General features: G+C 54.1%; 11 protein-coding genes. 5 read left to right on the top strand and 6 right to left on the bottom strand.

Translation table 11 applies throughout. The annotated features are described in order from the left end of the window. Positions 1 to 6 precede the first annotated feature (6 nt). The 5 genes from ACO08I_RS05770 to ACO08I_RS05790 all read right to left on the bottom strand — a co-directional run bounded on the left by ACO08I_RS05770 (position 7) and on the right by ACO08I_RS05790 (position 11,836). A complete protein-coding gene (locus tag ACO08I_RS05770; protein ID WP_421948778.1) occupies positions 7 to 2,337 on the bottom strand; it encodes a PSD1 and planctomycete cytochrome C domain-containing protein in 2,331 nt (776 codons plus the stop codon). Between the two features lie 249 nt (positions 2,338 to 2,586). Beyond that, complete coding sequence (locus ACO08I_RS05775) at positions 2,587 to 3,915, bottom strand: sulfatase (RefSeq protein WP_421948779.1); 1,329 nt, start codon at positions 3,913 to 3,915, stop codon at positions 2,587 to 2,589. Continuing rightward, the gene (locus ACO08I_RS05780; protein WP_421948780.1) at positions 3,912 to 6,254 is read right to left on the bottom strand and encodes a GH92 family glycosyl hydrolase; all 2,343 of its coding nucleotides are present in this window, start codon (positions 6,252 to 6,254) and stop codon (positions 3,912 to 3,914) included. The genes ACO08I_RS05775 and ACO08I_RS05780 overlap by 4 nt, the downstream gene beginning before the upstream one ends. 6 nt (positions 6,255 to 6,260) lie before the next feature. Then, positions 6,261 to 9,293, bottom strand: a complete 3,033-nt coding sequence (locus ACO08I_RS05785) for a GH92 family glycosyl hydrolase (RefSeq protein ID WP_421948781.1) — start codon at positions 9,291 to 9,293, stop codon at positions 6,261 to 6,263. Between the two features lie 14 nt (positions 9,294 to 9,307). Then, entirely contained in the window at positions 9,308 to 11,836 is a 2,529-nt protein-coding gene (locus tag ACO08I_RS05790) for a beta-mannosidase (RefSeq protein ID WP_421948782.1), read from the bottom strand. Positions 11,837 to 12,088: 252 nt separating this feature from the next. Here ACO08I_RS05790 and ACO08I_RS05795 point away from each other — a divergent pair, with 252 nt between their 5' ends. Genes ACO08I_RS05795 through ACO08I_RS05810 form a run of 4 tightly spaced genes read left to right on the top strand, consistent with a single transcriptional unit; the run spans position 12,089 to position 17,868 of the window. Then, entirely contained in the window at positions 12,089 to 12,838 is a 750-nt protein-coding gene (locus ACO08I_RS05795; RefSeq protein ID WP_421948783.1) for a DeoR/GlpR family DNA-binding transcription regulator, read from the top strand. 22 nt (positions 12,839 to 12,860) lie between these two features. After that, positions 12,861 to 15,149: a GH92 family glycosyl hydrolase gene (locus tag ACO08I_RS05800; protein ID WP_421948784.1), complete on the top strand. Its 2,289-nt coding sequence runs from the start codon at positions 12,861 to 12,863 to the stop codon at positions 15,147 to 15,149. Then, complete coding sequence (locus tag ACO08I_RS05805; protein WP_282775466.1) at positions 15,149 to 16,231, top strand: carbohydrate-binding family 9-like protein; 1,083 nt, start codon at positions 15,149 to 15,151, stop codon at positions 16,229 to 16,231. Before ACO08I_RS05800 ends, ACO08I_RS05805 begins: the two co-directional genes overlap by 1 nt. A gap of 11 nt (positions 16,232 to 16,242) precedes the next feature. Then, on the top strand, positions 16,243 to 17,868 hold the full coding sequence (locus ACO08I_RS05810; RefSeq protein ID WP_421948785.1) for a hypothetical protein: 1,626 nt from the start codon (positions 16,243 to 16,245) through the stop codon (positions 17,866 to 17,868). Here ACO08I_RS05810 and ACO08I_RS05815 read toward each other — a convergent pair whose 3' ends face one another. Then, positions 17,869 to 18,954: a LacI family DNA-binding transcriptional regulator gene (locus ACO08I_RS05815; protein ID WP_044228590.1), complete on the bottom strand. Its 1,086-nt coding sequence runs from the start codon at positions 18,952 to 18,954 to the stop codon at positions 17,869 to 17,871. Between the two features lie 235 nt (positions 18,955 to 19,189). On the opposite strand from ACO08I_RS05815, the gene ACO08I_RS05820 reads away from it, so the two are divergent. Further along, the gene (locus ACO08I_RS05820; protein WP_282775464.1) at positions 19,190 to 20,143 is read left to right on the top strand and encodes an ROK family protein; all 954 of its coding nucleotides are present in this window, start codon (positions 19,190 to 19,192) and stop codon (positions 20,141 to 20,143) included. Positions 20,144 to 20,157 lie beyond the last annotated feature (14 nt).

Raw genomic sequence — 20,157 nt, forward strand, 5'->3', positions numbered from 1 at the left:
ATTGTTTTAGCCACGAGTGATCGCCTCGTCCAGGTTAAAAATAGTGTTCGCCACCAGGGTGTAGGCGGCCATATCTGCAAGCGGCAGGGTGTCCGGGAGGGTGTAAGCCCCAACCGACAGATAAGACTTTGCCTCTTCCTGCTTTTCCGTATAAGCCGCCCGCTCTTCTTCAAAGTAATCCAGCAACAATTGCAGCTCTGCTTCTTCCGGACTGGCAGAGGTAACAGCACGGAACATGAAGGCAATTCGCTCTGCAGCATCTGCCCCACCCTGTTCCCAGGCCTGCAGCGCAAGTGCTTTACTGGCTTCTAGCACCTGCGGGTCATTGAGCAGCAGCAAAGCCTGCAGGGGCGTATTGGTCTCCTGCCGCTTGACAGAGCACAGATCGCGGGAAGGGGCGTCCATAATCAGCATGCCAGGCGGGGGGACGGTACGTTTCCAGAAAGTATACAAGCTTTTGCGGTAGCGGTCGGGGCCCTCACTGACCATGTAGCGGGCTGTACTTCCGCCTCCGCCTCCGGTGGTTTCTTCCCACAACCCTGCCGGCTGATAGGGCTTGACACTTGGGCCGCCCACTTCCTCATTGAGCAGTCCACTGACTGCGAATGCCTGATCCCGGATCATCTCGGCTTGGAGCCGCAGGCGGGGCGCACGGGCCAGCCAGCGGTTTTCGGGGTCTTGTTCCAGCAGTTCAGGGCTGGCCGCTGCGGTTTGCTGATAGGTAGCCGAAAGCGCCATATAGCGGAGCATAGCTTTGACATCCCAGCCCTCCTCCCGGAACTTGATGGCCAGGAAGTCCAGCAACTCCGGGTGCGTAGGCAGCGCGCCCTGATTGCCAAAATCAAAGGGGGTGGCTACGATGCCCGTTCCAAACAGCTGCTGCCAGAGCCGGTTTACCGTTACCCTGCCGGTCAGGGGATTCTCCGGAGTAAACAGCCACTGCGCCAGGCCCAGCCGGTTATTGGGCGCCCCTTCCGGGATTGGAGGCAGCTGTGCAGGAACGGCAGGTTGTACCTCGTCTCCGTACTGATCGTATTTGCCCCGGTTGAGGATATAGGTCTTGCGTGGTTGTTCCTGCTCTTCCATCACCATCAGGTCAATGTACGGCAGGCTGTCCCGGTTGTTGATGAAGGTGACAATGCCTTCTATCTCTTCCTGCGTGATCCGGACCGATGGCTTGGGCGCATAGCGGAAGTTCTGATTGAGCTGCCCTACAAAGCCTTTCTCCGGGATGGTATTGAAATAACCGTAGAGGCTGAAATAGTCCTTTTGGCTGATAGGGTCGTACTTATGGTCGTGGCATTTGGCACACTCCATAGTCAGTCCAAGAAAAGCAGTGCCTAAGGTCTGTGCGCGGTCCGCCACATACTCTACCCTGTATTCTTCATCAATAACGCCCCCTTCGGCCGTAATTTTATGATTGCGGTTGAACCCGGTGGCGATACGCTGCTCGAGGGTAGGCTCCGGCAGCAGATCACCGGCCAGCTGCCAGGTGACGAACTGATCGTAGGGCATATTTTCCTTGAAAGCATGAATAACCCAATCACGCCAGGGCCACATCACCCGCTCGAAGTCATCCTGATAGCCGTGGGTGTCGGCATACCGGGCGATGTCCATCCAGTCCAGGGCCATGCGCTCAGCGTAGGCGGTGGAGTTGAGAAAGGTATCCACCAGGCGCGCCCAGGCATCCGGGCGGTCGTCCCCAACGAATGCGTCGATTTCTTCCAATGTAGGTGGTAAGCCCCGCAGGTCAAAGGAGAGACGGCGGATGAGCTTGGCTTTTTCCGCTTTTGAGGAAGGCTGCAGCCCCTGTTCCTGCAGTTTGGCGTAAACAAAGTGATCGATCTCATTCTGCGCCCAGCCCGCCCCGGCTTCGGGCACTTCAGGCATTTCCGGAGGCAGGAACGCCCAGTGTTTTTTCCACTCTGCCCCCTGCTCCACCCACTGGCGCAGCAGCGCTTTTTCGTGTTCGGTAAGGGTCAGGTTAGATTCCGGAGGCGGCATGATTTCCTGCGGGTCATCGGTATAAATCCGCTGTATGAGGGTACTCTGCTCCGGATTGCCAGGCACCAGAGCGTAGTGGTCTTGCGCCTTGCCCAATGCTGCGAAAGCATGGGCTTCGGTATGCAGCCCCAGCCCGCCTTCCCGGGTAGCCTCGTCCGGCCCGTGGCACTTAAAACAGCGGTCGGACAGGATGGGCTTGATGTGGAAGTTGAAATCTACTACTTCCGGCAGGGTGGCGGCTGTCAGCGTTGGGTCTGTAGTAGACGCTTGCTCACAGCTAAAAAACAGGGCGGTGCAAAGAACAGCAAAGCAACAGGATTTCAATGTTGACATTTCGGATGGCTTTTTTGACTTGTATCATGATGCTTTCTTAGCATCACACCAAACCAGTCTTTAATTTTTGCTAAACCGGTTTAGCGGTTAATCAAAAGTATGAATTTTACCGATGCTCCCAAAGAAATTTGGTGGAATTATATTGGATTTGTCACCCTTGCGGCGGTAGAATAATATATCCTCGCAGGCTCATTGGTCCGGTTGGGGTTGATGCTTTCAGAAACCTTGCTGGCAAAGCATGAAGTACGGCTATTTTTCTTCCGACCATTTCTGGTATATTTTTTTAAGCTCTTCCCCCTTCTCAGGATATTGGTCTATCACATTTTCTGACTCCCCAGCATCATCCGTCAGGTTGACTAAGAAAAGTCCATCCGCAACCGGCTCCCAGGGCGCATCTGTGTTGCCTGCCGGGTCAATGGGGGCATACAGCAGCTTCCAGTCGCCTTTGCGGACCGCCCACCGGTGGGGGCCTTCCCAAATCAGATGTTCATGGGGTGAGGGAGCATCTTTTTCAAGGACATCTCGTAGAGACCGGCCTTCCAGGTGACCGGAAATATTTTCCGCGCCTGCATAATCCAGTACGGTCGGAAACCAGTCCATGCCCGCCGCCATTTGATCCCGTACCAGCCCGGCAGGAATTGCCTTAGGATAGCTAATCATAGCCGGCACACGGATGCCTGCTTCGAATAAGGAGAACTTACAGCCGCGGTAAGGGCCCGCGTAGCCCCCGCCCCCAAAGGTGCGGACTTCGGTGCTGTGCCCGTGGTCGGACTGTAAAATAACGATGGTGTTTTCCCGAAGCCCGTAGCGGTCTAACTGATCCATCAGGCCGCCCAGGCTCTCGTCAATCGTGCTGATGAATGCGGCATATTCTTTCCGGGGCGATGGCAAATCCGCATAGTATTCCCGCCACTGCGATTTAGCCTGCAAAGGGTAATGCGGCATATTGATGGCATAGTACAGGAAGAAAGGCGCCTGCCGGTGCGCCCGGATATAATCGTGGGCTTCCTGCTCCATCAGGTCAAGGAAGAATTCCCCATCGTGCCAGACTTCTTCCCCGTTTCGCCAGAGGTCATGCCGGTTGGGGCCGTTCCAGTAGAAGAAGTGGGAATAGTTGTCAATGCAGCCGCCCATGTGCCCAAAAGAATAGTCGAATCCCTGGGCGTTTGGCATTTTATCAGGCTGATAGCCCAGGTGCCATTTGCCGATGTGTGCGGTTTGGTAACCTTCTGCCTTTAGGGCCTCTGCCAGCGTGAAGGCTTCTCCGGGCAGCCCTTCGTGAGCGCCCGGCTGTGAGGTAGCGTTGTTGTTCAACCCGGCTTTAGTGGGCGTCATCCCGGTCAGCAGGGACGCCCGGGAGGGAGAACAGACCGAGGAGCCCGCATAAAATTGCGTGAAACGCACGCCGCTTGCTGCCAGCGCATCCATATTGGGCGTGTACAAATCCGGGGCGCCGTAGCAGCCCATATCGAGGGTGCCCTGATCATCGGTGTAAATGAGGATGACGTTGGGGCGCTGCTGAGCTTTCGCAGTATTCCAAATCCCTAGTGCCAGGAGGGCTATAAACAAGCGTATCATTTCAGGTAGTTTTCCAGTTCCGGATCGGTAGATAATGAGTACGGGCGGGCGGCAGCATCGGTAGCCCATTCCCGGTTGGGGGCTGCGCCCATTTGGAATTGCAGTTCTCCTCCAGCCTGCACTGCATCGTAGTCCAGCCAGGTATAAGGATGAGGCTTGCCGTTGAGGCTCGCCTGCTGTATATAGATATTTTCGGGGCTGTTGCCCGCAGCACTGACCCGGAAGGTATTGCCATTCTCCAACTGCAGCTCCACTGACTCAAAAAGCGGGCTGCCCAGCACATACTGAGGCGTGCCCGGGCATACCGGATAGAAGCCCATAGCGCTGAAGACGAACCAGGCGGAAGTCTGCCCGTTGTCCTCATCGCCACAGTACCCATCGGGTGCGGGTTGATAGAGCTTTTCCATGACTTCCCGGGACCGGGCCTGTGCCTTCCAGGGCTGACCGGCAAAATTGTACAGGTAAATCATGTGCTGTATGGGCTGATTGCCATGCGCATAATTACCCATATTGACAATCTGCATCTCCCGGATTTCGTGAATGGTGAAGCCGTAGTAGCTGTCGTCAAACTTAGGAGGCATGGTGAACACCTCATCGAGCCGGGCTGCGAAGGCTTCCTCCCCGCCCATCAATTCCATCAGGCCCGCAATATCATGAAAGACCGACCAGGTATAGTGCAGGCTGTTGCCTTCCGTAAAGGCATCGCCCCACTTAAGCGGATTGAAGGGTGATTGAAATGCACCGTTCTCCAATTTACCGCGCATCCACCCGGTTTCCGGGTCAAAGAGGTTGCGGTAACGCTGACTTTGCTGATAAAAGCGTTTGGCCACTTCCGTCTTGCCCATGGCGCGGGCCATCTCCGCCAGGGTGAAGTCTGCGTAGGCGTACTCCAGGGTGCGGGCCGCATTTTCATTGATCCCCACATCGTAGGGCACATACCCCAGCTTGTTGTAGTAATCCACACCGGCCCGCCCAACTGACTGTACGGGGCGCCCTTCATCCTGATCAGCATTCTTGAGCATGGCATCGAGCAGCAATTCCGCATTATACCCTTCCACGCCTTTGAGGTAGGCATCAGCGATAATAGGCGTTGAATTCGAACCAATCATACAATCCCGGTGCCCGGGGCTTGCCCATTCCGGCAGCCAGCCCGATTCCACGTAAGTGTTTTCCAGCCCCTGCATGATCCGGCTGTTCAGCTCAGGGTACATGAGGTTAAAAAAAGGAAAAACCGCCCGGAAAGTATCCCAAAAACCGTTGTCGGTGTAGAGGTATCCGGGGCGGACTTCTCCGTTATAAGGACTGTAGTGTATGATTTGCCCGTTTTCATCAATTTCGTGCAGAGTGCGCGGGAACAGGAGCAACCGGTACAGACAAGAGTAGAAGGTCTGTATATCGGCTTCTTTTCCGCCTGACACTTTGATGCGGCTCAGCTCGTCCTGCCAGCGGTCGTGACCGGCTTGTTTGATAGCTTCAAAGGTAGCCCTGCCGATTTCCTGATCGAGGTTGCGCTGTGCCTGCTCGGGGCTGATGAAGGAAGACGCCACCTTCACGTTTACCTGCTCGCCCCGCTCCGTTGCAAAGCCTACGATTGCCCCAACGTGATCGCCTTCACTGTCCAGGGTATTCGGCATAAGCTGCCAGCCATCGCCCCAGGTGTGGTGGACGGAAAAATCCTTATCGAACTCCGCTACAAAGTAGTTGTGGAAATTGTCAGGCACGCCACCGTGGTTGTTGCGACAGTAGCCGATGATCTTCCGCTCTTCCGGCAAAATTTTCACCATGGAGCCCCGGAAGAAGCCATCGAGCAGAATGTACGCCGAGTCTGTTTCCGGGAAAGTAAAGCGAAATTGCACCGCCCTTTCCGTTGGGGCCATCTCGGTCACCACATCGTAGTCGGCAAGGTATACCTTGTAATAATGTGGCTGTACCACTTCCGCTTTGTGCGAAAACCAGGACGCCCGCTCCTCTTCCTGAAATTTCAGCGTGCCCGTCACCGGCATGAGGGAGAAAGCCGCATAGTCATTAATCCAGGGGCTGGGCTGATGGGTCTGCTTGAAGCCCCGGATTTTATACGCATCGTACTGATAGGTCCAGCCATCACCCATTTTGTTAGTCATTGGCGTCCAAAAATTCATGCCCCAGGGCATCGCAATCGCCGGATAGGTATTGCCATTGGACAGGCTGAATTCGGAATCGGTGCCCATGAGCGGATTGACGTAGCTCACGTAGTCTACGGGCTCGCTGGCAGGGCTTTCAGCCGCCTCAGAAGTAGTACAGGCTGGCATCAAAGCCAGCCCGGCCATACAAAAAAGGGAGATGTAAATGATGTACTTCATATTCGTTTAGTTGAGAATAACTTCGTCCAGGAAAGTCCACAATTCATTGCCCCGTGCTCCGTGCCATTCCGGAGGAGCACCGTAGTTGTACACTTTGACTTTCACGTATCGGTATTGCCCGGGTTCGAGGTCCAGCTTGTAGCGGTAAACCTTAAGCTCATGCTCTTCCTGAGGCGGCAGATCCAGGCTGCCGATGGGCTGCAGGGCGCCGGGCTGATTCCCGGCCAGCACTTCGATTTTATCCGGTGGAAAAATGTAAGATTGGGTATCCTTGAGGGCGCCCACTTCCAGTTCCTTAACATTAGTAGGCTCCCCGAAGTCAATATCCAGAAAGATGTTGTCTTTGATGCCGGTCCAGCGGTTGTCGTTGTAGCTCTCGGAACCAATTTCCTGATCAAAAATCAGCTCTGCGCCCTCCTTTCCGTAGGGAAAGTCGTGCTGCGCTACGCTGTATTTGGGATAGCCGGCCGGCAATCCTGCCAAAATGCTCTGGTAATAGGGCTTTTCAAAGAAGGCACTTGGATTGAGCCCTTCCTCGTAGGCGATGGCCTTTACCGTGGTGTTTTCCCGAATGGTGAATGGGCCGTTGTAAGGCGTGCTGCTGTCGTCTGGTTCGCTCCCATCCAGGGTGTAGTAGATCTTAGCGTCCTTGTTTTTGGAAGCCAGCTCAATGGTACGCTCGGTCCGGAAAAAGGCACCGGGCGCCACATCATAGGGCGCAGGTGTGCCCACCACCGGAATTTCCGCCATAGCGGTGTCCTCAAAGTCGCCGGGGAAGGTCGCTGCCGGGTCACTGCCCCATTGCTTATTGGGCTCGGGGCCGAGTTCGAAGACCAGCTCGCCCCCCTGCATGATCGTTTTGTAATCGATGTAGTTCTTTTCATAGGGCTGCCCGTTGAGGGTGACGGACTGCACATAAATATTTTCCGTCGAAACGTTGTTGGCCAGAATGGTAAAGTCATCGCCGCTTTCAAGATGGATGACCGCTTTGGGATGAAGAGGCGCGGTCAGCTGGAAAACCCCATCGCCCGGTGCCACCTGATACATTCCCAGCGCGCTGAGCATATACCAGGCCGACATCTGCCCCAGGTCTTCGTTGTTGATGAAGCCTTCCTGCGGATTGGGGTGGTACATAGTGGTCAGTACTTCATTGATGTAGCGCTGTGCCAGCCAGGGCTTGCCCACGTAGTTGAACAGGTAAGGCATATGGTGCCCGGGCTCATCCCCGTGCCCGTACTTCCCGATAAATCCGGAAATATCCACATGCTGATGCCCTTCAAGGGGCGATTCATTTTGAAAAACCCCCTGTAGCCACTGCGCATAAGCCTCCCGTCCGCCGTGGAGCTGCATCACGCCTTTCATATCGTGGGGGGAGTAAGCCGAATACGCCCAGATATTGCCCGAGATGTAATGCCCTTTGAGGGAATTCCACTTCGTTGTATCCAGCAGCAGGTGCTCTCCGGTAGCCGTGATGGGCATAAAATAGCCCGTTTGCGGGTCGAAAAAATTGCGGTAGCCGATCGCACGGCGGTCAAATAAAGTTTGGTCTTTCGTTTTGCCCAGCTTCTCGGCTACCCGGGCTATCGCCCAATCGCAATAATTCTGTTCTGTGGTTTTAGAAACCGATACGCCGGTCTCTGCGGTCACATATCCGTATTTGAGGTATTCGTCCATGCCGTTGAGGTCGCTCACCTGACTGTGCTTGGTGCGGTCAAAAGCAGCATAGCGGATGGCTTCGTAAGCAGCTTCCACATCCACTCCTGGGATGTCCTTCAGCACGGCATCCGCTACGGGTGAAACGGCGCTGTAACCGATCATGCAGCGGTTGTCGTAGCCCAGGCACTCCCAGCTTGGCAGGCCTACATCATCCACGGCTACCCGCGAGGACAGGCTGTTTACAAACCCGGCTGTCTTTTCCGTTTCAATGATGGTAAAGAGGGGGTGTAAGCCGCGGTAAGTATCCCAGGTGGAGAAATTACTGTACTGCGGGATATCACTTTGGCGCACCTTTCCCTCAACGTAGTACCGCCCGTCCGCATCAGAGATGAGGTTGGGAGAGATAAAGGCGTGGTAGAGCCCGGTGTAAAACAACTTCATCTGACGGTCGGTCGCGCCCTCAATTTCGATTTTGCTCAGGACCTTCGCCCATTCCCGGCGGGCATTTTCGTGGGCCAGATCGAATCCGTCCACCGCTTCGGCTTCAAAATTAGCTTTGGCGCCCTCTATGGAAATGGAGGACAGCGCCAGGTGGACTTCCACGCTTTCCCCGGGTGCCAGATCGAAGCGGACTTGCCCAAGCAGACCTTTCCCACTGCCTTTATTACCTTCTACCGGCTCCCCTTTGCGTACCAGGTTAAAGCCAGCCACCGGTTGGGAAAATTTTGCATAGAAGTACTGCGTCCGGTCTCCTGCCGACCAGCCATCACAATCTTTATAGCCAACCAGCTCGGTATCGGAAATCAGCTCCAGGTAGGTGTCCTGTATGTTTTCGTTGATTTGATGATTGGGATCGAAGAGCAGGTAATCCTCCCCTTCCCCATTGAAGGTATAGCGGTGATAGCCCATGCGCGTACCTGCTGTAAGTTCCACCAGTACCTCTTCCTCGTGCAGCAGCAGTTTATAATACCCGGCTGAGGCCGATTCGTTATCGTGGGAAAACCGGGCACGGTAGCCTGAATCGGCCTTTCCGTCCTCCCCTGAGCTCGTATGCGCCTCCCGGGCAGGCATCACCAGGATATCCCCCAGACCGGACAAGCCAGGCCCGCTAATGTGCGTATGTGCAAAGCCTTTAACGATGGTATCGTTGTAGTGATAGCCGGAGCAATAGTCCCAGGACTTATACTCATTGGAAGGGCTCAGCTGCACCATCCCAAAGGGCGTCGTCGCTCCGGGAAAGGTGTGCCCGGTGCCGCCCGTGCCAATCATGGGGTCCACAAAAGGCAGGTACTTTTCACCGGATGGTGCAGCTTGCTCATTTGAGCTGCCACTGCAGGCAGCCATCATAACCATCAGCAAGAGAAGGATTAGATTTTTCTGCATCGTTGAGTATTGCATTATTCGGTATAGGAATCATAGACGGACAGCAGGCGGACCGGCGGCCAGCCATGCTCCGGTGGTTCGGGCAAGGTGAGTTCCACTGTTTTAGGCTCACCAGGGCAGAGATCAAAGAAGTTGTCGGAGAAATTGCCCGGCAGGCCTTCCAGGCTGATGTACAGCCCCATCACCAACACACTGGATTGTAAGGTAACGCTGAGTTGCGCCCCATTGGCCTCTGTACTGACTTTAACCTTAGGCGCAGGCAGGTGCAAATCGCGGGCAGGCACCAGATAGGCCGTGTGGTCGTAGACGACCGCTTCTGTATCAGATAGCTGTATCCTTATCCACAAATCAGCGGCATCGTAGTCTGCTGCTGCTGTTTTCAACTCTTCCAGCCCGACCAGCGCTTTACCGTTAGCCGGCACATTCAGGCTTTTCTCCTCCAGCCACAGGCGTTCGCCAGTCAGGCGGTAGAGCCCGATGCTCAGGCGCAGGCGTTTATCCTGAGGCTCATCGGAAACCACCGTGACCGACCATTCCTCTTCATCTGTTTCCAATACCGCCAGTAAGGGGCTGAACGCCTGCCGGACCGCATAATGCAGGGCTTTCCATTGCCCGTAGTAGTCGATGCCTGCCCAGGACGCCACCGGCCAGCAGTCATTGAGCTGCCAGTAGAGCGTGCCCATACAGAAGGGCTTGGCTTTGCGGTGGGCTTCGATAGCAATACGTATTCCCTCCGCCTGCAGTAGTTGGCTAAGGTAGAGGAAGGTTTCAAAGTCTTTAGGCTCCCGGTAGTGCTGCAGCAGGTACTTACGTATAATGCCGTTGCCCCGGGGATGCTTTTGGTGGAGCTGCATGACCGGCGACTCAATCGACCAGTCTTCAGGCTCTGCATAACGCCGGACCGAATCCAGCAGTGGGAAGGACTGAAACCCATACTCGCTCATGAAGCGGGGCACCGCCCATTTGTAGGTGGAAAATGGCGCTTCTTCGTGCCAAACACCCCAATAGTGGACATCGCCTTTATCGTAATTATCGTGGTCAGAATAATCGTATACCGGTGAAGAAGGCAGGTAATCGCGTGTCGGATCGTTCCCCTCTACAAGTTCAGGCAGGACTGCTTCAAACAGCCGCTCGTAATCATCAGCCATAAGCTGGCAGTCCGATTCGTTGTAGCCATATTCTTTTTGCCAGCCCCAGTGCTGCCAGCCCACGGCGATTTCGTTATTGCCACACCATAGTGCCAGGCTCGGGTGCCCTTTCAAACGGTGGATATTGTAAATGGCTTCGGCTCTGATATTGTCCAGAAAATCAGGATCGCCCGGGTACATGGTGCAGGCAAACATAAAATCCTGCCACACCATAATGCCGTACTCATCGGCCAGGTCGTAAAAGAGGTCAGATTCATAAATGCCGCCGCCCCAAATGCGCACCATATTCATGTTGGCAGCCGCCATGTCCTCAAATACCTGCCGGTAATGAGCTTCCGTGGGCCGGTCCAGAAAACTGTCCTGCGGGATATAGTTGGCTCCTTTGGCGAATAGAGGCTGCCCGTTGACCTCAAAATGGAAGCTGCGGCCCTCCTCGTCGGCCTCTCGTATGAGCTGTATAGTGCACAAACCAAACCGGCCCGGCTTTTGATCGATGGTCTCAGCAGCATGCTTCAACTGCCAGTTCAAATCGTAAAGCACCGGCTCTCCCCAACTGCGGGGCCACCAATAGTCTGCGCCCTGCAAGGCCACGTCAAAAGCAATCGTATGCTCACCGGGCTGCAGCTGAACGGTATGCTCAAAAACCCAGCGACCCTGACCGATATTCAGCGCTACAGTATATGCGCCGGCTATCGAAGTGACTACCGTTACCTCTGCACGTGCCACACCTCCTGTTTCGGTAAGGGATTGGGTGACCAGATTGGCCGTCTTCATTCGGGCCGTATCAAAACTAATCAGCTCCACCGGGCGCCAAACGCCGGAAGTCACAAACCTTGGGCCCCAGTCCCATCCATAATGATAAGGTGCCTTGCGGGTAAATACGCTTAGCTTTTCCTCGGCGTGGTCATTGCCCGCCGGGTAGGTAAAACCAACTGCCTCTGCCTTTGCCTGCACCTCCCGAATAGGCGAACGAAAGCGGATATGCAACTCATTGGTACCGATTTGAAGTATAGTGCCAACCTCTGCCTCGTAACCAAGGAACATATTTTGTGCTTTCAGGATGAGCTGCCCGTTCAGGAAAACATCTGCATAAGTGTCCAATCCATAAAAGACCATCATATGCCGGCCCAGTTCAAGCCTGCCCTCCTCTATCTCGAAAGTGGTTTGGTACTCCCAGTCCTCTTTCTCTATCCATTGCAATTCATTTTCATTAGTACGATAAAAGGGGTCCGGGATACGCTCCTGCCGCAGGAGGTCAGAAAAGTTATTCCCTGGCACTTGTGCAGGCAGCCACTCCATATCACCTGCTTTTCGAAAAGCCCAGTTCTGAAACAGAGGGGTGCGCACCAGCCTTGATGCAGAGGTTGTTTGATGTTGATAGTTTGTGTGAGGCATGTCGTTCTTAAGTAGTAGTGCAATCGGTCTGATAGCCAGCTACAGCTTTCATTAGGCCCACTGCGTAGTTTGAGATATTTGGGCTATGAAATTACTAAAAAAAGTAAAAACCAGCAATAAAGCGCATATTTTTTGCCGATTTTAACTCAAAAATGCACAAACAAGAAAAAACCCGCAAGTTTTTACGTACTTTAGTCCGTGCTAACCGGCAGCCCCACCAACCAAACAAAACCTGCCGCAACCACAGAAACTATGCTAAAGGAAGAACGGCAGAGCATGATTCTGGAAATCATTAATCTGCGGAATAAAATCAAGTCAACGGAGCTGAGTGAACACCTGGGGGTCTCAGAAGATACTGTACGGCGTGATCTCCGTGAACTGGCAGAAGGCGGCTTTATAAAAAAGGTGCACGGCGGTGCACTGGCCAATCCTAAAACGCCGGAGGCTGTCCATCGTCAAAATGGTACCCCCAGCCCGGAAGCAACGCTTATTGCTCAGAAAGCAACCACCCTGCTTCGTGATGGCATGGTGCTGCTCATGGACGGAGGGCCGGTTACCCTTTCCCTCATCGACCAAATCCCGGCAGAACTGGAACTCACGATTTTCACTAACTCCATCGCTGCTGCCGAACGCCTGGCAACGCTTCCCAACATCAGCACCTACCTCCTGGGCGGCAAAATCACGGGGCGCAACCGGCTCACCGCAGGTGTGGAAGTCGTACGGGCTATTGAAGAATTGCACGCTCACCTTTGCCTCATCAATGCCTCAAGCCTGCACGAAACAATAGGCCTAACGAGCAACAACCGGGACATCGCAACCGTCAAACGAGCCATGATCGCCTCCTCTGCCCACACCGCAGTATGCTGCCCCTCTGAGCACCTGGGCCAGATACAGCCTTTTAAAGTAGCCAAACTTAATGGGTTTTCAATACTGATCACTGATCTGTTGCCCGAAGATTCCGCCCTGGAGGGCATGAATGGGCAGGACTTGCAAATACTATAATCTACTAAAAACCACCTGCTTCATGTATACGAAACGGTACCTCCTGAAATACATTTGCTTCATCGCTCTTCTTCCCGGGGCCATAAGCACGACTGCGCAATCCCCGTCAGACTGGGTCAATCCGTTTATTGGCACCTCTAACTTTGGTGCCACTCACCCCGGTGCACAGTACCCGCATGCACTGGCTTCCGTCACTCCCTTCAATGTAGCCTTCCGCGAAGGGGCCGAAAACCCTATCGAAAAGGACGCAGGCTGGAACTCCCGGTCCTACATTCAGGAAAATGGCTTCCTCACCGGTTTCAGCCACGCCAACCTTAGTGGGGTGGGCTGCCCGGAACTGGGTGTTTTGCTCCTGATGCCCACCACCGGCGAGCGCCGTTTCGACCCGGCAGCATACGGCAGCACTTATCAGGACGAGGAAGCCTCTCCAGGCTACTACAGTTGCTACCTTAATGAATATGACATCAAGGCTGAAGTAAGCAGCACACTACGTACCGGCATCAGCCGCTATACCTTCCCTGCGGGAGAATCGCACATCCTGCTCAACCTCGGCCTCGGGCTGACTAACGAAAACGGCGGCATGGTCAAAGTCAACTCCCCTCAGGAAGTGGAAGGCTACCGCATGATTGGCACCTTCTGCTATAACCCGGAAGACGTGCGCCCGGTCTATTTCGTGGCACAGCTCAGCCGGCCTTCACAATCTTTTGGTACCTGGAAGAAAATGCCTGAATACAAAGGCCCCGAAGGCGCGTGGACCAAGTACAACAACACCTGGAAACCCTATGAAGGCTTTACACAGGAAATGGCCGGCGATGATGTTGGCGCCTACTTCTCCTTCGAAACGCAGGCAGGCGAATCCATTGAGGTCAGGCTAGGCATTTCCTACGTCAGCATTGAGAATGCCCGGGCCAATCTGGAAGCCGAACAACCTGGCTTTGACTTTGAGGGCGTCCGAAAAGCCAGCAGGGACCGCTGGGATGAACTCCTGGGCAGAGCGCAGGTGAAAGGCACAGATGAGCAGAAAACTTTGTTCTACACCGCTCTTTATCATAGCCTTATCCACCCTAATATCCTGCAGGACGTGAACGGGGAATACCCCCTCATGGAGCAGCCCGGCGTGGGCAAAATGGAAGACGGGCGAAACAGGTACACTGTTTTTTCTCTCTGGGATACCTACCGGAATGTCCATCCTCTGCTCAGCCTCCTCTACCCTGACCTGCAGGAAGAGATGGTACAGACGATGGTGGACATGTACGAAGAAAGCGGGTGGCTGCCTAAATGGGAGCTCCTGAGCATGGAAACCAATGTAATGGTAGGCGACCCCGCCACCCCCGTGATTGCCGACACCTATCTGCGGGGCATCCGAGGGTTTAATGTTGAGAAAGCCTATGCCGCTGCCTGGAAAGCCGCCACCACTCCGGAAGCAGAGAACCCGCTGCGCCCGGACTTTGATGCCTACGCCCGGCTGGGGTATGTGCCTATGGACGGAGAAGATCTGTACGGTGGCAGTGTGTCTACCGCTCTCGAATATTATCTTTCAGACTGGACACTCGCCCAACTGGCTAAAGCTCTGGGCAAAACGGCCGATGCCAACCTGCTGGAAAGCCGGGCAAAAGGGTACCTGCACTATTTCGACCCCGAAACCGGCATGCTGCGTCCCAAATATGCAGATGGGCGCTTCTACGAAAACTTTGACCCCGAAGAAGGTAAAAACTTCGAGCCAGTGACAGGCTTTGTAGAGGGCACCGCCTGGCAGTACCGCTTTTATGTACCCCATGACATCCCTTTCCTGATTGACACCCTCGGCGGAAGAGATGCCTTTGTTAAAGCCCTGACGGCCTGCTTTGCCGATGATCAGTACGATGTGGCCAACGAACCGGATATTACCTACCCATTCCTTTACAACTATGTGCCTGGTGCCGAATGGCGTACCCAAAAGCAAGTATTGGACATCATTGACAAGCATTACACCAATACACCCGGCGGCATTCCCGGCAACGACGATACCGGCACCCTCTCCACCTGGCTCGTGTTTAGCATGATGGGGCTCTATCCGGTCTGTCCTGCCGATATGGACTACGCGGTCTTCACCCCCGCTATGGAGGAAGTCCGCCTGCAATTACACCCGGATTACTACCCGGGCCGGGAACTGGTAATACAGGCGCCCCGCAAAGAGCAGAGCGCTATCTACATCAAAAAAGCCCGCTTTGAAGGGCAACCGCTCGAACGGCTGTTCCTGAGCCACCAGAAGCTGGTGGAAGGCGGTACGCTCCAACTTGACCTTACGACCAAACCTAAAAAGAAACAATAATGATAAAGCACATTTACTTTTGGATAGCCGCATTAATCCTGCCTGCCAGTCTGCTGGCACAACAGCACGAACTCTACCAATTCAGCCCCCGGCAGTACGTTTGCCAATACGTGGAAAGCCCGCTTACCATTGATGGCAAACTGGATGAGAAAGCCTGGAAGCAAGCCGAATCCACGGATAAGTTCATGGACATAGAAGGCACCATCAGGCCCCTGCCCTACTACGATACGAAGGCAAAAATGCTTTGGGACTCCCAGTATTTCTACATTGCCGTAGAGCTGGAGGAGCCCCACCTCTGGGCGACTTACGACCAAAGAGACATGGTCATTTTTCATGAGAACGACTTTGAAGTGTTCATTGATCCGGATGGGGACACTCATCACTATTATGAGCTGGAAATCAACGCTCTGGGTACGCTGTGGGACCTCATTCTCACCCGCCCCTACCGCGATGGCGGGCAGCCTGTTGATGCCTGGGATATCAAAGGGCTGCAATCCGGCGTACACCTGAACGGCACCCTTAACAACCCGGATGATGAAGATGAAGGCTGGACGGTGGAACTGGCCTTCCCATGGTCGGTCCTTGAAGAGCTGGCTCCACACCCTGGGCCCCCCAACGATCAGGAAATCTGGCGGGTTAACTTTTCAAGAGTGCAATGGCGCACCGAAGCGAAAGATGGCCAATATGTAAAGGAAAAAGACCCGGCCACCGGACAGCCCTACCCCGAGCACAACTGGGTGTGGTCCCCACAGGGCGCTATTGCCATGCATCAACCGGAAACCTGGGGGCTGGTACAGTTTTCCTCTACACCTGCAGGCAAGCGGGCACGATTTAACGGGCAGCCCAATCTGGAAGCCATCCGCTGGCAGCTGCGGCAGCTGTACTATAAACAGCATGCCTGGAAGGAAGCCAACGGCACTTTCACCGATGACCCGGCTCAGCTCGGGCTGGAAGGCGAGCCCATTCAGGTTGTCGCCGGAGCCGACTTCTTTTTGGCCATTTACGAGTTGGGCGACCTGAAACTGCGGATCCGGGAAGACGGGAAACTTGACCACATGCTGCCAAAGGAAGACGAGGAATAAACGAACCACGAATGCTACAATCGCCCTACATAGAAGTACCGGAATCGGAAGGCGCCTGCTGGGGCAGCTGGCCTGCCATTGGCAAGGCACTGAAGCAGCATCTTCAGCAGTTGGACAAGGCTAAAACCATATTGGCTGTAGAGTGCTACCCCGGCACCTACGCCAGTATAGATATGGGCTTCCTGAAGTCAACGCTTTCGCCCAATGTGGTGTGCCGGGCAGAGGACCTTTTCCTGGAGGAAAATGAAATCCGGCAGCGCATAGGTACGGGCTTTGCCAAAACACCAAGAGCAGATGCAAACCTGCCCACAACGGTTGCGTCTTACTTCGATCCCCAAAAACTGACCTCCATTCAGGAAACCATTGCTGAGATTGAAAGCGGCATCATCCTTGTCCACGGTGTGGGGGCCCACCTGGTTGCCCGGCCCGATGTACTCGTATACTCGGATGTCAGCCGTTACGAACTGATTCAGCGGCTCAGGCGAAAAGACATCACCAATATCGGCGTAGATAACCGGGAGCTGGGCTACGATTTGCAATATGCCTGGAGCTATTTCATTGACTGGCCCCTGGGCGACCACATCAAGCAGCAACTTTTACCTGCCTGCGACTACATACTGGAGACCAACAACTGGCAACGACCGAAAATGGTGGCAGGAGATGCCATCAGAAGAGGGTTTGAGCTGGCCCTTGAGCGCCCGGTTTATCCTTCTCCTTTTTTCGACCCGGAGCTATGGGATGAAACCAGCCCACGACAACAACCGGGTGAGCTGGGCGTCAATTTCCACCTGCGGGTAGAAGAGGACAATCTGCTTTTTAAAATATGTGACCAGCTGATCGAAGCTCCCGTTGTTAATCTCTTGTTCTACAAGTCCAAAGAATTCCTCGGGGCCGGCATCCGCCAAATCTATGGAGACCGGCTGCCCTTTTACATTCAGTTTTTCGACCACCTTCAGCAGCAACTCCCTGATATCAATTACTATCCTGACCCTTCGGCCATGGCCCGGTATTTTGGCAAAACTGCCCGGCACCAAGACTACTACTATGTGGTAAAGGCGCGCAAAAATGCCACACTTTTGGCTGGAGCCATAGCCACGGAAGCGATTGCCGACCAAAAACAATATATAGACGCCAAGGAGTGGGCAAAATCACTCCAAGCCTTCCCTCTCGAAAAAGGTTCGGTTGCCTGTATTGCAGCGGGTGTGGTGCATAGCACAGGTACTGGTTGCCAGCTACTTAATATCGGGATCGCTTCTCCTTTTTTCAGGCAGCACCTGATCAGCAAAAAGACGGGTAAAAGGCCGCACCTGAGCGCGCCCGAGAAAGATATGGCCGGCCACCTCTACCCCTTGGCTCCTGCCCTGTCTCAGCCTGTTTCAATAGAAAGTGCTCCCTATGAAGACCACTTCCTGGAACTGCAACAGTTGTCGGGGGGTGAAAGACTGGAACTGGCAGCTGCCAACCAAGTGCGGGCAATATGCGTGGTGGAAGGCACTACAGCATGGCTTACTTACGGTGATGGCGACCGTTACCAGCTGCTCTTTGGTCAAGTTGTGCTGTTGCCGGCCCGCCTGCAACGGCTCGTCTGGGAAGCACCACCCGAAACCACTGCCATCCTGATCACTATTAAAGCCTGATCAGACCACGAGTGCGTACTTATCCTCCCGCTCCAGATAATACCTGGCGTTCTCGGCCACTACGATATCCAGGGGCAGGTGCTGAATGGCATCCACTTCCTTATCGAAAATGAGTTTCTGTACGACGCTCGTCAGGCTGAGATAGCCCTGCTCCACCGGGTTTTGGTTGATCAGGAACTGTATGGCGCCTTTTTTCAGGTAAGCGATATTTTCCGGTAGCAGATCGAAGCCTACGATCCGGATATCCTGAAGTGCCTCCTGCCCCAATGCGTCCAGAATTTTATACGCCCGGGAGTTTGTGACAAAAAAGCCCTTTAGCTCAGGCTGTTCTCTTAAGAGTTCAAGCAGGAAAGCCCGCAGGGCTTTTTTGTTTTCAAAAGCCTCAAAAACCACCTTTTCCACCCGGTTACGGTCGCCCATGCCCTGCGCCTGAAAGTAATCTTCTAATCCCTGAGCCTTGTCAGAAAGATGCTTTGCATTAGCAGGTTCCTTAGAGAGGTTGACCACAGCTACCCGTCCGGTCGGCCCCATGCTGAAGCTCAGCAGTTTGCCTGCCAGCACCCCGCTTTGGTAGGAATTCTGTCCAACGTAAGTCAGCACATTCTCACCCGAGAGCTCCGTATTGAACAGAGACACCGTAATTCCAAGCCGGGCACAAGCCTCGAGCAATTCGTTGGCGGCCTTGAGGAATACCGGAGGAAAGACAAGAGCTTCGGGCATGGTTTTGAGCGCGACTTTGGCTTTTTGGGCAAAGTCAGCCTGGTCAAAAAGGTTGAAATAAAAATGCTCAAGCTCCACTCCATAGTGCTTTACCGAATGCCAGGCTTTGTTCACCCCAACATTGGGCAACTCCCAGTAAGGGTCAATGCTGGGGTCCGGCATTAGCAGCGCGATACGCATAATTTTGCGGGTGGCAAGGGTACGGGCAATGATATTGGGCTCATAGCCCAACTCTTCCATCACGGCTTTCACTCTTGCCCGTTTCTCCGGCGAAACGTTCCCTCTGTTGTGAATGACCCGGTCAACAGTGCCCGTGGAGACTTTTGCTTTTTTAGCAATGTCCTTTATTCGAATTCGATTTCCCATTAGTCCTATTAGGTTGTAGCCTATTAAAACGTGTAACTGCAATCTCTGCAATTACAACAGCCGGGTGAGCAGGCGCAGGGGCTATAATACGTATAAAATTGGATATGTGTCCGAACACAGCGTTAAAATATTTCAAATTACTCGCTTAAAACTAGAAAAAATTATACTTTTGTAGACGTAAGCATAATTTTTCAAGTATTGCCCTTCATGTTTGGGCAGTTAATCCAATAGCATCTTGAGCACTCTTGCGCTAGGCGTAGATATAGGAGGAACGAGCACCAAGCTAAGCTTGGTGGACCGCTCGGGCGTCATCTTACAGCGTGCTGTATTTCCCACGCAAAGTAACGGGCAAACAGACTACCCAACTGCTTTGGTAGAGGCTATGCAAAAATTGCTGCAGTACGCGCCTTATCCCCTTGAAGGTATTGGTGTAGGTGCTCCCGGTTGCGATCCCGTCTCCGGCTATATCAGCTATGCGGTCAACCTTCCTTTTTCTACGCCCTTCCCAATAAGGGATTTTTTGTCCCAAAAACTGTGTGCGCACACAGTATTGGTAAAGGACTCTACCGCAGCTGCATTGGGCGAAAAAATGTGGGGCGGTGCCCGGCAAATGGAGAACTTCGTCCTGGTGGCACTGGGCACTGGGCTGGGCAGTGCTTTTTATATCAACGGAAAAATAGTGGAAGGCGGGCACGGGCTGGCCAGCGAACTGGGCCATACCATAGCAGTGCCAGATGGCCGGAAGTGCTCCTGCGGGCGCCACGGCTGCCTGGAGACCTACGTCTCCGCAACGGGCCTGCGCAGGACCTGCCAGGCTCTAATGGGCCAGGAAATCATCCCCAGTGCCCTTCGGGAGCTGCCCCAATCGGCACTGACCGCCAAGACTATTTCCCTGGCAGCAAAGGAAGGTGATCCCCTGGCACAAATGGCTCTCGAGGATTTATCCCGGCGACTGGGCCATGCTCTGGCGGCTATAGTTTTGCAGACCGACCCCGAAGGCATCTTTTTATCAGGAGGGCTTTCCAATGCCGGTCCAATGCTCGCTGAGCGGGTGGCGCACCATATGAATGCACAGCTATTGCCAGCCTTCCGGGGCAAGGTGAAAGTAGAAGTTTCCCGTTTAGGCGCAGATACCGCAGGCACACTGGGAGCAGCAGCACAAGTCTATCTTGGCGCCCCGGTCACCTAAACAGACAAACAGAA

It is taken from the genome of Phaeodactylibacter xiamenensis (assembly GCF_965229835.1).
GTDB lineage: Bacteria > Bacteroidota > Bacteroidia > Chitinophagales > Saprospiraceae > Phaeodactylibacter > Phaeodactylibacter xiamenensis.

Coding starts and splice junctions, on each gene's coding strand:
- ACO08I_RS05775 (WP_421948779.1), bottom strand. CDS start 3,915: ATGATACGCTTGTTTATAGCCCTCCTGGCACTAGGGATTTGGAATACT.
- ACO08I_RS05795 (WP_421948783.1), top strand. CDS start 12,089: ATGCTAAAGGAAGAACGGCAGAGCATGATTCTGGAAATCATTAATCTG.
- ACO08I_RS05810 (WP_421948785.1), top strand. CDS start 16,243: ATGCTACAATCGCCCTACATAGAAGTACCGGAATCGGAAGGCGCCTGC.
- ACO08I_RS05770 (WP_421948778.1), bottom strand. CDS start 2,337: ATGTCAACATTGAAATCCTGTTGCTTTGCTGTTCTTTGCACCGCCCTG.
- ACO08I_RS05780 (WP_421948780.1), bottom strand. CDS start 6,254: ATGAAGTACATCATTTACATCTCCCTTTTTTGTATGGCCGGGCTGGCT.
- ACO08I_RS05815 (WP_044228590.1), bottom strand. CDS start 18,954: ATGGGAAATCGAATTCGAATAAAGGACATTGCTAAAAAAGCAAAAGTC.
- ACO08I_RS05785 (WP_421948781.1), bottom strand. CDS start 9,293: ATGCAGAAAAATCTAATCCTTCTCTTGCTGATGGTTATGATGGCTGCC.
- ACO08I_RS05805 (WP_282775466.1), top strand. CDS start 15,149: ATGATAAAGCACATTTACTTTTGGATAGCCGCATTAATCCTGCCTGCC.
- ACO08I_RS05800 (WP_421948784.1), top strand. CDS start 12,861: ATGTATACGAAACGGTACCTCCTGAAATACATTTGCTTCATCGCTCTT.
- ACO08I_RS05790 (WP_421948782.1), bottom strand. CDS start 11,836: ATGCCTCACACAAACTATCAACATCAAACAACCTCTGCATCAAGGCTG.